Origin of the sequence: Roseivirga pacifica, assembly GCF_900111145.1 — a bacterium.
Classification (GTDB): Bacteria; Bacteroidota; Bacteroidia; order Cytophagales; family Cyclobacteriaceae; genus Roseivirga; species Roseivirga pacifica.
This window is the reverse complement of the sequence record NZ_FOIR01000001.1, coordinates 339,369-350,545: the sequence shown is the minus strand read 5'-3', so window position 1 is coordinate 350,545 and position 11,177 is coordinate 339,369. Positions and strand designations below refer to the sequence as shown.

Annotated in this window: 9 protein-coding genes; 3 read left to right on the top strand and 6 right to left on the bottom strand. The window is 43.5% G+C overall.

Annotation, left to right across the window (positions count from 1 at the left end; translation table 11 throughout):
• Positions 1-90: 90 nt before the first annotated feature.
• Entirely contained in the window at positions 91-402 is a 312-nt protein-coding gene (locus BMW98_RS01625) for a GIY-YIG nuclease family protein (RefSeq protein ID WP_090256649.1), read from the top strand.
• A gap of 209 nt (positions 403-611) precedes the next feature.
• On the opposite strand, the gene BMW98_RS01620 is transcribed toward BMW98_RS01625, so the two are convergent.
• The 3 genes from BMW98_RS01620 to BMW98_RS01610 are packed head-to-tail and all read right to left on the bottom strand — an operon-like array spanning position 612 to position 5,990.
• The gene (locus BMW98_RS01620) at positions 612-1,559 is read right to left on the bottom strand and encodes a pyridoxal-phosphate dependent enzyme (protein WP_090256648.1); all 948 of its coding nucleotides are present in this window, start codon (positions 1,557-1,559) and stop codon (positions 612-614) included.
• A gap of 50 nt (positions 1,560-1,609) precedes the next feature.
• Positions 1,610-4,417, bottom strand: a complete 2,808-nt coding sequence (gene polA, locus BMW98_RS01615) for a DNA polymerase I (RefSeq protein ID WP_090256647.1) — start codon at positions 4,415-4,417, stop codon at positions 1,610-1,612.
• Between the two features lie 46 nt (positions 4,418-4,463).
• Positions 4,464-5,990, bottom strand: coding sequence for a S41 family peptidase (locus tag BMW98_RS01610; RefSeq protein ID WP_090256646.1), 1,527 nt, complete (start codon positions 5,988-5,990; stop codon positions 4,464-4,466).
• 562 nt (positions 5,991-6,552) lie between these two features.
• Here BMW98_RS01610 and BMW98_RS01605 point away from each other — a divergent pair.
• Positions 6,553-8,031 (top strand): DUF5723 family protein, encoded by a 1,479-nt coding sequence (locus BMW98_RS01605; RefSeq protein ID WP_090256645.1) that lies wholly within the window; start codon positions 6,553-6,555, stop codon positions 8,029-8,031.
• Between the two features lie 155 nt (positions 8,032-8,186).
• Here BMW98_RS01605 and BMW98_RS01600 read toward each other — a convergent pair whose 3' ends face one another.
• From BMW98_RS01600 to BMW98_RS01590, 3 genes are read right to left on the bottom strand one after another with little or no spacing between them, the layout of a single operon-like run.
• Entirely contained in the window at positions 8,187-8,549 is a 363-nt protein-coding gene (locus BMW98_RS01600; protein WP_090256644.1) for a hypothetical protein, read from the bottom strand.
• Complete coding sequence (locus BMW98_RS01595) at positions 8,546-8,989, bottom strand: DinB family protein (protein ID WP_090256643.1); 444 nt, start codon at positions 8,987-8,989, stop codon at positions 8,546-8,548. Before BMW98_RS01595 ends, BMW98_RS01600 begins: the two co-directional genes overlap by 4 nt.
• On the bottom strand, positions 8,986-9,402 hold the full coding sequence (locus BMW98_RS01590) for a hypothetical protein (RefSeq protein WP_090256642.1): 417 nt from the start codon (positions 9,400-9,402) through the stop codon (positions 8,986-8,988). The genes BMW98_RS01595 and BMW98_RS01590 overlap by 4 nt, the downstream gene beginning before the upstream one ends.
• Positions 9,403-9,464: 62 nt before the next feature.
• On the opposite strand from BMW98_RS01590, the gene BMW98_RS01585 reads away from it, so the two are divergent.
• A complete protein-coding gene (locus BMW98_RS01585; protein ID WP_245733457.1) occupies positions 9,465-11,156 on the top strand; it encodes an amidase in 1,692 nt (563 codons plus the stop codon).
• Positions 11,157-11,177: the final 21 nt, after the last annotated feature.

Genomic DNA, 11,177 nt, shown 5'->3' with positions numbered 1-11,177 from the left:
TCTCGGTAGACCCTGAAACAAGTTCAGGGTGACGTTTCCCTTACTTTGATTCGTCATCCCGAACTTGTTTCGGAATCCTTAATTTTATCTATGGCTAAAGGAGGAAGCACATACATCATGTCTAACAAAAACAGAACTGTGCTTTACATAGGGGTCACATCCGATTTAATATCAAGAGTTTTAGAGCATAAGTCTGGCAACGGGTCGAAGTTCACAAAGAAGTATAATTGTACGGATTTACTCTATTACGAGCCTTTCGCTTTTATTGAGGAAGCTATATCCAGAGAAAAACAATTGAAGAATTGGCATAAGGACTGGAAATGGAACCTAATTAGGGAGTTCAATCCCACGCTTATTGATCTTTCTAAGTCTATTGGAATCAATCTTGAGCATGATTTGTGAGAGTTAGTACGTCATGTTGAACTTGTTTCAGCATCTCTCTCGGTAGACCCTGAAACAAGTTCAGGGTGACGTTATCCTTACTTTAACCCGTCATTCCGAACTTGTTTCGGAATCTGTTAGATTAATAACGGGTTTCGATAATTGAACTTGAAGGCTCTGAAATAAATCGGCCAACTGGTAATTATGGGTTTAAAGTAATGTCAGCACGGTTAAAACGGCAGCTTGGCCAAGTCTACATTTCCTCCAGAAAGAATTACGCCTACGCGTTTCCCTTCAAAAGTTGCTTTATTATCGAGAATGGCGGCAACTGGAACCGCAGCCGATGGCTCAATAATAATTTTCATGCGTTCCCAGATCATGCGCATTGCTCCTACTATTTTAGGGTCTGTCACCAAAAATACGGCTTCAATTACCTCTTTTATAATGTCGAAGTTTTTGTCGCCCATAGTGGCTAATAGCCCATCAGCAATAGATGAAGGGCTTTCTACTGGGGTGAGTGTGCCATTTTGAAGCGAAACGTAAGTATCCTTTGCTCCATCTGGTTCTCCGGCATAAAGCTTGGTTTTTGGGGAAAAGTAATGCGTAACCAATGCGGCTCCAGCGGTTAGTCCACCGCCACCAACAGGTGTTATTAGGGCGTCAAGATTTTCTACCTCGTCATACAACTCCAGCGAAGCAGTGGCTTGGCCTGCAATCACATCGTAATCGTTGTAGGGCGAAATGAAAGTGGCTCCCGTTTCTTGCTGAATATTTGCAGCGGTTTCTTCTCGCGACTGTTGCGTTGGTTTGCAAAAAGTGATTTGTGCTCCATAACTGGCTACACCCTTCTTCTTAATTTCTGGAGCTGTTTCCGGCATTACAATATAGGCCGGAACGCCAGCCATTTTGGCCGCCATTGCAATGGCTTGGGCATGATTGCCCGAACTATGTGTAACCACTCCGCTTTGGCGCTGTTCTTCTGGTAAAGAAAGTACGGCATTCAGTCCGCCACGCGCTTTAAACGCCCCGATTTTCTGAAAATTCTCACACTTAAAAAACAGCTCACAACCTGCAATTTCGCTTACGAGTTCGCTGGTCATCACCGGAGTTCGGTGAATGAAAGGGCTTATGCGCTGGTGTGCAGACTGTATATCGGCCAGGGTAAGTGGAAACTTCATGGGTCAGGGGTTTTATTTAGGTTAATGTTGAATTTTTGAGTTGCTTACAATCAATGTGCAATTAGCCAGTTTTCGCCCATTCCAACCTCTACTTCCATTGGCACATCCAATTCTATGGCGCCTTTCATCAGCTCAGGAATTCGCGTTTTCATTAGTTCAATTTCCGATTTATGCACATCAAAAACCAATTCATCGTGCACCTGCATAATCATTTTCGACTTCAGGTTTTCCTTTTTCATCCAGTCATGAATGTTGATCATCGCTATTTTGATCATATCGGCAGCACTACCTTGAATAGGCCCATTAATGGCGTTTCTTTCGGCATGGCCACGCACGGTCATGTTCTTTGAGTGGATATCACGCAAATACCTTCTTCTACCCAAAATGGTTTCCACATAAGTATGCTCGCGCGCTTTGTTCACTTGGTGATCCATGTACTTTTTCACACCCGGGAACTCGTTAAAGTAAGCGGTGATGATTTGCTGCGCCTCTGTTCTAGAAATACCAATGTTCTGCGCCAAACCAAAGGCTGAAATACCGTATATCAAACCGAAGTTAACCTCCTTGGCCTTTCTTCTCATATCTCGGTCTACTTCTTCAATTGGCACACCAAACACCTTTGAAGCCGTGGTTGAGTGAATGTCCCGGCCCGATTTGAATGCCTCAATCATGCTTTTGTCTTCAGCAAATGCGGCTACAATTCTCAATTCTATTTGAGAATAATCGGCAGCCATTAGTGTAAAATCTTCGCTGCGCGGAATAAAGGCTTTTCGAATTTCTCTGCCTTTTTCGGTTCGAATAGGAATGTTTTGAAGGTTCGGATTATTGGAACTTAGACGTCCGGTGGCTGCAACTGCCTGGCGATAGTCGGTGTGCACCAAGCCATCTACCGGACTAATCATATTCGGTAGCGCATCTACGTAAGTGGACTTGAGTTTCTGGTATTCCCTGAATTCCAAAATTCTGGCAGCAATATCATGCTCTACAGCGAGCTTGCTCAAAATGTCTTCCCCAGTAGCATATTGGCCTGTTTTGGTTTTTTTAGGCTTATCTACCAACTGTAATTTGTCGAAGAGAATTATGCCCAGTTGTTTTGGCGATGCTACGTTGAATTCTTCGCCTGCCATTTCGAAGATCTCGGCTTGCGCTTTGGCGCTAGCTTCTTCCAGCTCTTTTGACATAGTAGCTAGCGTTTCGGTATCAATTCGCACGCCATTGTACTCTATGTCGGCCAGTACATGCATAAGCGGCACTTCTACCTCGGCAAATAATTTTTTTATTCGGCCGTCTTCTAGCATTGGTGCCAGCTTGTGCTTCAGTTGGAGTGTAATGTCGGCATCTTCCCCAGCGTATTCGGCCACCTTTTCAATGGCCACATCTTTCATGTTGCCTTGCTTGACCCCTTTCTTGCCAATTAGCTCGGTGATGGAAACCGGAGTGTAGTTCAAGTAGTTTTCGGCCAACACATCCATATTGTGACGTGTGTCGGGGTCTACTAGGTAGTGCGCCAACATGGTGTCGAAGATCTCTCCTTTTACTTCCATACCGTAGTTTTTCAATACCTGTAGATCATATTTGGCGTTTTGGGCGATAATTGTGAGCTCTTCTTTTTCGAAAACCGCGCGGAATTCTTCTACAATTTTTTGAGCTCCTTCTTTATCTAATGGTGTTGGCACATAAAAAGCCTCGCCAGTTTTGTAGGCAAAAGCCAGCCCGACTAAGTTGGCTTCAATTGGTTCGAGATTGTCGGTTTCTGTGTCAAAACAGATTTCGTCTTGAGCCAATAGATATTTAACCAGTCGCTTTCGCAATGCAGGGGTATCGATCAGCTGGTAATCGTGAGGTGTATTGGCAATAGTGCTTTTTTCAATGGGTTTAGCAGCCGGCTGATCTTCAATTACTCCTGTAGTTTCGCTAAACAAGCCCATTTGTTCTGGAGCGGCCGATTTTGGTTTGGCGGTTTTGGTTGTAGTGGGGTCTTCGCCCAAAATTCTTTTAAGTGTAGTGCGGAATTCGAGTTCTTCAAATAAAGTTTTGAGCGCATCAACATTCGGCCCCTTGTACTTCATGTCTTCAATCTCGAATTCAATTGGTACTTCTATATTTATGCGAGCGAGTTCCTTGGATAGAATACCTTGGTCTCCGAAAGTGGCAATTTTCTCCCCGAGCTTACCTTTTACTTCCGAAGCGTGCGCTACAATTTCTTCTACCGAACCATACTGCTTCAATAGCTTGGAAGCAGTTTTTGGCCCAACCCCCGGAATTCCAGGAATGTTATCTACAGAGTCACCTTGTAGCCCGAGCATGTCAACCACCTGATCGATGCGTTCAATGTCCCACTTGGCGAGTACTTCTGGCACACCCATTATATCCACACCATTGCCCATAAAGGCTGGTTTATACAGGTAAACATGCTCCTCTACCAGCTGGCCATAATCTTTGTCTGGCGTCATCATAAACACCTCAAAACCTTCGCGGGCGGCTTTTTTTGCAAATGTCCCGATGATGTCATCTGCTTCGTAACCATCGAGTTCAAGCACGGGAATATTGAATGCCCGCACGATGTCCTTCACAATGGGTGTCCCGATTTTGATATCCTCAGGCGTTTCGTCTCTGTTGGCCTTATATTCTGCAAATTGTTCGTGGCGAAATGTAGGGGCAGAGGTATCGAAAGCCACTGCAATGTGCGTTGGCTTACGTTTATCAATAATTTCGTAAAGACTATTGGTAAAGCCAAAGGGTGCTCCGGTATTGAGCCCTTTTGAGCTGATTCTTGGGTTTTTGCTAAAAGCGAAGTGTGCGCGATAGATAAGCGCCATGGCATCCAATAGGAAGAGTGATTTCTCGGGTTTACTCATTTTATAAAGGTAAGTAATCCGAAAAATTACGGAAACGAGAAAGTGATTAATTCGCCCCTTGCAATTGCTTCTGCTGAATAAGGTCTAGTGTGAATTCGAAGGCTGAATCTTTTTTCGCCAGCAGGTCAGGGTAAGTTTGTGTAATATGAAAGTCGGGGAAGGTACCACGGCCTTCGTTTTGTTTGTTGGCGTTTACAAATTCCTCGTAAATCACCGGAATTTGAACCATAGTGTGCGTGTTTGGCAGGTCGTAATTCAGTAACATATTGGCGGTGCGGCCAATGTGTGCCCCGCCAGTTTCTTCGCCCACCAATATTACATGATCCAACTCAGCTAAAATTCTCGCCAAATCTGCGGCAGCACTAAAGGTTTTGCCTGAAGTAAGTACATAAACTTGGCCATTAAAGGTTTGACCCTGCCAGTTTATACCAGCATCAAAGGTATCGTACCAGTTTTGCTCTGCACTTTCGAACCCTTCCTCGTTTGCATAGGTAAAGTGCTGGTTTAAATAGGTCTCTGCCTTTTCAATTGCCTCTTTTGAACCAACAGCGCCATTAATGCCGAGTAAGTAATCTTCAAACTGGATCTGATTGCTGCGAATGGAAGTGTTTGAAGGGTCAACCAAGTGCTCACCCGCCACAAACTGATAAAGTAGTGTTAAAAGTCTGCGATCGCCCCCTTCATTATTCCTTAGGTCAATTACGAGGTTATCGAATTCGAACTTTTTCGATTCCTGATCATAAAGAGCTGACAAACGCTCAGCGAACCAGTCAGGGTTTGCCTGGAAAGTATTGAGCGTAAGCACTAGGGTTTGAAGGGAGTCAATCGCATCGAGATGAGTGAAGTGGTAGTATCGCTCGTTCGTTTTGTAAACTGGGCGATAATAGTTGTTGGCTAACATTTGGTTGCCGGCAACGCCACTAATTGTTGTTTTGGTTTGAATGCCTTTGGGCGTAAGGTATGTTACTTCAAAGCTGTTGTAAGCTCCATATTTAAGGAAGAAATAATAGCCGAACTTGGTTTCCAGCTCTCTTAAAGGTTTGGCTTGGCTAAACCCATCGGTTACGGTTAATAGCAATAGCTCGTTTATAACTTCACCAATTTCCTGTCCATTAATTGCCATTAATTGAGCCCCATGGGGAATGGTGCTGTCTTCAAAATCTACATAAACCTGCTCTTTGATAAGGGCAATTGGTAGCGGGAAGAAGTGGTTCGCTTCAGATGCAGACTTGATGAGGTTGGCGTCTAAATTAATGATGGTATGCCCGCATCTAATAAGGTTATTCAGCTTAGAAAGCGTTACTTCAAAAGCTTTAAATTCTATTTGCTCAGGAAGGTTATCGATTGTGGTGTTTAGTGCATCCAAAAAAGCTGATCGACTAATAAACTGGTAAGGATTACCATGTTGCTTGTCGATCAGCTCGAAGTAAATGCTCAAATCCTCAGTGGCTTGTTCACGACTGAGTGAACGATTTATGTTGTCGTTTGATAAAAGGGGTCGCTCGCTCAAAACCAGCAAGCTGGCAAAAAGCACTAGGCGTAACTTTAAATATGTTGATGCCTTTTCGTTCATCTCCCTGTCGATTGGTTAGTCAGGGCGATGACTGCTCTTTCCATGTAACTGCTAAAAATCACATGGGCAAAATCCTCAACTGTTAGTTCGATTGGTTGAGGGGATTCGCTAAATCAATATTTTGGAGAACTACCTAGTTCGATCAGTAATTCGCCTATTACACCCTGAAAATCAGCGTGTAGAATTCATAACACATTTGAGTACGCTAGTTAGGCGTTCCGCTAGTTCAAATACAGGAGTTGTTGGATCAAGTAGACCGGGAATAGAAATGAGTAATGTGTGCAGGTGGATGTGAAAGTGTTACAAATATACTAAAAAATGTATTTGATATGTGTTTAAGATATTTTCACATACAATTATTTGCAGTTTATGGATTTAAGTGTTTTGCGTGTTCAAAAGATAATGCTGGGCGGGTTGGTTTTTTCGGTATTTAATATTGTCTTAACTAAATAGTTCAATCGCTTTTGCTATAAAGTGCAAGGATTTACAAATCGCTGATTTTTTGAAATTTTTCTGATTTTCTTACGTAATTGGGGTGTAATTCCTTTAAAATCAGGTCGGAATGAGGGCAGTCGCCACTCTTTTTTGCTTTCTTTTCTTTGGTCTTTTAGCTCAAGCTCAGCGGTTTAATGGCTACATTCAGTCCGATTATTCGGGCATTTTGTCTGCTCAAATTCAGCCTGCGGCTATTGCTAATAATCCCTATAAGTACGACCTGAACATTCTGCATGGAAATTTCTATGTAGTGAATAATATAGCTTACACCAGAAAGAATAGCGAGGGCAATACTGGCTTAGCCCGATATTTAGATAGTGGCACACGCTATGCCAATGGTGATATTACATTTGGAGGGCTGTCGGGCTTGCTATCGCTAAAAAACAGAGACGCTATTGGCTGGCATATTCAAATGCGTGGTGCCCTAACTGGCGATGACATTACCCCAGAGTTTATCACTCAAGTTGGACGATTTCAAACAAACAACTTTGCCAATAATACTGTGAGTAATCAACGCGGAGATGCATCTTTTGGCTTTTGGTCGGAGTTTGGTTTAACATATGCCACCGTATTGAGCGACAATGGTTATACCCGCTGGAAAGCCGGTGCGACTTTAAAGTTTGTAAATCCGCTTGGTAATGTGTGGGTAGAAATGGACGATTTGGATTATTCTACCGACCAAGATGGCTACGCAACAATTACCAATATGCAAATGCAGGTTGGGTATTCAAGCAATATGGACAGCTTTGAACAATTTGATGGTACTGATCCATTTAGCATACCAAATGGCACTGGGTTTAAGCCTGCACTTGATTTTGGAATAACCTATGAGAGCGTTTCGTACCGAGATGACCCAAAAACAAAACAAGGCACTAGCTATTATGCCGATATTCAATACGAGCATCGGTTGAGTTTTTCCATTACCGACTTTGGCAAAATGAACTTTAGTCAGGGCAGTGCATCTTTTCAGGTGCTGGGTGTGTTGCCTGGTCAAGCGACAACTATTAGCATGGACTCGCTTTTAACGGGGATTGGGAGTGTGCGTGAGTTTCGTGATTCTTTGTCTACAATTGCTCAGGTGATAGATAAGCGGGGAGATTATACGGTGAGTTTACCTACCGCCTTTAATGCCAGTTACGATTATAACATGAATAACAATTGGTACTTCAGTATCAGTATGCAGATCGATTTGTCATCATTTATGAAGGCCGATTATAGGTTGGCATACTCCAACAGCGTAACGCTTATGCCACGGTACGAAGTTGGCGAATACGGCCTTTATGCGCCATTATACTATAATTTTGATGGAGATACAGAGCTTGGCCTAGCCGCGCGATATGGCCCTGTAACCATAGGTACTCAGAGCATTGGTTCACTACTCAACTCAGAAAAGGACTCGATGGGTTTTTTCTTTAGCATAAGTATTAATAAGCTGAAGGCGAATAGTGAAAAGCCCTATTGTTTTGGTGGCAAGAAAACCGGAAGTGCCTATGTGCGGCAAGAACGAACGCCTCTTTACAAAAGGAAAAAGTTTCTGTTTTTCTAGTGCCAGCTACTTTTCCGTCTGACCTGCGGTGCTGACGGAAAGCCCCATCAGTACCGCAGGTCGGATGGGTGATTTAGAGGCATACCATTGCTGAAATTTAGAAGTCTTGGCCGAAAACAATCAAGGTCTCACTCAAAGTGAGGCCTTGATTGCAACTAGCGTCCATGAGTAACGACATTCTTAGAATATACTTTGTCTCTATCATCAATAACTAAATATTTTGGGAGCCTTTCATTAACCTCCCATATGAGCTTAAGCGTTTTGATATGAGAAAGGTCAATATTCTCCTTAGTGGCAGACTCCTTGAGAAACCTCTCATAAAAACCCATGGATCTCTTAACTCTTCCCTTTTCTAAGAAAACTGGAATAATGGTTTTTTGTAAAAAATCAATTTCAATATGGCCTCTTCTAACTTTTGTCAACTCATCAATTACATAGTCGCCATCTACATAATTCATGAGGCTCAAAAAGCTATGACAAAAATTATGTGCAAAAGCGTTTATGTTTTTGTATTTCATCTCACAAAGAATATAAAGTCTGAAGCAGGAGGGGTAATCTCCTTTTTTCTTAACAGTGTAGCGATTTGCCCGCGGTGATGTGTGCCATGATTTGCCACATGTGTAAGAATATCGCTGGCGCCCGTTTCGAATTGATGCCCTTTGGAGTTTTTGTACACCACCGTATTGTCAAAAGCCTCGGCTTGACTCACAAATGTCTCCAAAGCCAGGCTGCTTTCTTTTGCCATTTCAATGGCTTTTTCTGTGTTGTATTCGTCCCAAACACCAACAGTGTTGTACTGGTCTTGCAGTCTTTCTAGCCAAATAACTTGCGCATTGGCTATGTGCGAAAACAGTCTTAAAATTTCTGTGTCAGACACTTTCATTTGACCAATTACTTCCGCAAAGCGATCATTAGCCCATGTGTTGTAAGCAAAAAGTTTTTGGTAATGTGCTTTCACGACTTCAACTTTTTATAGGCAATTGCTTTTATGCCAATATAGATCAAAAGCGGAATCCATACGGTATCGTTAATTAGTAAATGGAATATGGCGTGGTTGTTTATTTGTTTTTCCAATACCACAAAATAGAACCAAATACCTCCGGCCAATTTGGTGAAAGCGCCAAAAAACGGGAAGAACCAGACCTTGTTAGGATATAATGCCGAGGCAAAATAAACCACTGCCATTAGCAGCACGCCCCTCCCTTGCCACGGAATAATAGCTGGAGCGGTTAAGTCGGAACCTTCGAGCACCCAAGTGTAAAATGAATCGGGCGAAGAATAGATCAAAATTCCCCACAAAACATTGTAAGCGGTGGCCGCCAAAAGTACTCCTCTCATCCACGAAGGAAATATGCCTTGTTGCGTCTGCATCGATTTTATAACTTATCTGCTTTTAAAAAGTTAATTGCATTCAAAACTACTAAACTACATCCATGCAAACCCCATTCAACAGATTAAAACAGCCCAAACTGCTGCTATTGGTAGTGCTTGTTTTGGCCGCCTTCTCGCTTGGTTTTAAAGTAGCACAAGACATGGCCATTAAAAGTGCCGATGTAAAGACTGCGCAGAAAATATTAGACCTCGATTTCAACGATCAGGAAATTGAGCAAATGCTACCGAACCTAAACCGTAGCTTGGGTGGAACACAGGAACTTCATGCCTACGAACTGGACAACAGCACACCGCCTGTACTTTGGTTCAATCCGCCTAAAGGGTCAAGGCCAATTCCTACCAAGCAAGAAGCCATTGCCTGGGGTTTTCCGGAAAATGTGCAGTTACCTGCCAATCGTAATGATTTAGCTTTTTATACCGTAGCGGAACTTTCTGTACTCATTCGTGAGAAGAAGATCAGCTCGGTTGAATTGACGCAATTTTTTATTGATAGGCTGAAAACCTATGGAGATACGCTTCAATCTGTAATCACAATTACAGAAGAGCGCGCTATGGCACAAGCCAAACGTGCCGATGAGTTATTGGCCGGTGGCACTTACCTTGGCCCCTTGCACGGTATTCCTTACGGAGCGAAAGATTTGCTGGCCGTGCCAGACTATAAAACCACATGGGGAGCGGGGCCTTTCCAAGAGCAAAATCGTGGAGAAGAGCTGGCTACAGTAGTAAAGAAATTGGATGATGCAGGAGCTGTTTTAGTGGCTAAATTAACGCTCGGTGCTTTGGCGATGGGTGATGTTTGGTATGGCGGAACCACCAAAAACCCATGGAATTTGGAGCAAGGATCTAGCGGTTCTTCGGCAGGTTCGGGATCGAGTACAGCGGCAGGCTTGGTGCCGTTTGCCTTAGGTACGGAAACCTTGGGTTCTATCGTTTCGCCATCTACTAGAAACGGGGTTACAGGCTTGCGCCCAACTTTTGGCCGCGTAAGCCGAGCTGGAGCAATGGCATTGAGCTGGAGCATGGATAAGATTGGCCCAATGGCACGCAATGCCTTCGACTGCGCCTTGGTTTTTGATGCAATTCGTGGGGAAGACCAAATCGATTTAACCGTAGAAGACCACCCTTTCAATTATAAAGGCAAAGCGGACCTATCGAAATTGAGAGTGGGATATTTGAAAGAGTTTTTCGACAACAATCGGGAAGGGCAAAAAGAGAAGGACAACCAAGTGTTGACCGTATTGAAAAAGCTAGGCGCGAACCTAGAGCCGGTAGAATGGGTTTCGGATATGCCCTTTGGAGGTATGCAGGCTATACTAACCGCTGAGGCAGCTGCGGCATTCGATCAGTTGACTCGCTCTGATAGAGACTCCCTTTTGGTACGCCAAAATGCCGGTGCCTGGCCAAACCTTTTCCGTAGTGCTAGGTTTACCTCGGCTGTCGATTACATTAATGCCAATCGTGCCCGATATGAGCTGGTGCAAAAAGTAAATGAGCTGATGAAGGAATACGATGTGATTGTTACCCCAAGCTTTGGAGGTAGCCAATTGCTTACGACTAACCTCACTGGTCATCCGTGCGTAGTGCTTAAGAACGGTTACAATGAGGCAGGCAGCCCAATGAGTATTTCGTTTATCGGGAACTTGTTTGATGAAGCCACCATTTTAAGCGTAGCACGCGCTTACCAAGAGGCAACCGAGTTTGATGAGCAACATCCTCCAATGTTTATTGATTAATATTGGGTTCCTTTTGAACTT

What these genes read in the sequence shown, in the direction of transcription:
- BMW98_RS01625 (WP_090256649.1), top strand. Translation starts at nt 91, where the DNA reads ATGGCTAAAGGAGGAAGCACATACATCATGTCTAACAAAAACAGAACT.
- BMW98_RS01620 (WP_090256648.1), bottom strand. Translation starts at nt 1,559, where the DNA reads ATGAAGTTTCCACTTACCCTGGCCGATATACAGTCTGCACACCAGCGC.
- polA (WP_090256647.1), bottom strand. Translation starts at nt 4,417, where the DNA reads ATGAGTAAACCCGAGAAATCACTCTTCCTATTGGATGCCATGGCGCTT.
- BMW98_RS01610 (WP_090256646.1), bottom strand. Translation starts at nt 5,990, where the DNA reads ATGAACGAAAAGGCATCAACATATTTAAAGTTACGCCTAGTGCTTTTT.
- BMW98_RS01605 (WP_090256645.1), top strand. Translation starts at nt 6,553, where the DNA reads ATGAGGGCAGTCGCCACTCTTTTTTGCTTTCTTTTCTTTGGTCTTTTA.
- BMW98_RS01600 (WP_090256644.1), bottom strand. Translation starts at nt 8,549, where the DNA reads ATGAAATACAAAAACATAAACGCTTTTGCACATAATTTTTGTCATAGC.
- BMW98_RS01590 (WP_090256642.1), bottom strand. Translation starts at nt 9,402, where the DNA reads ATGCAGACGCAACAAGGCATATTTCCTTCGTGGATGAGAGGAGTACTT.
- BMW98_RS01585 (WP_245733457.1), top strand. Translation starts at nt 9,465, where the DNA reads ATGCAAACCCCATTCAACAGATTAAAACAGCCCAAACTGCTGCTATTG.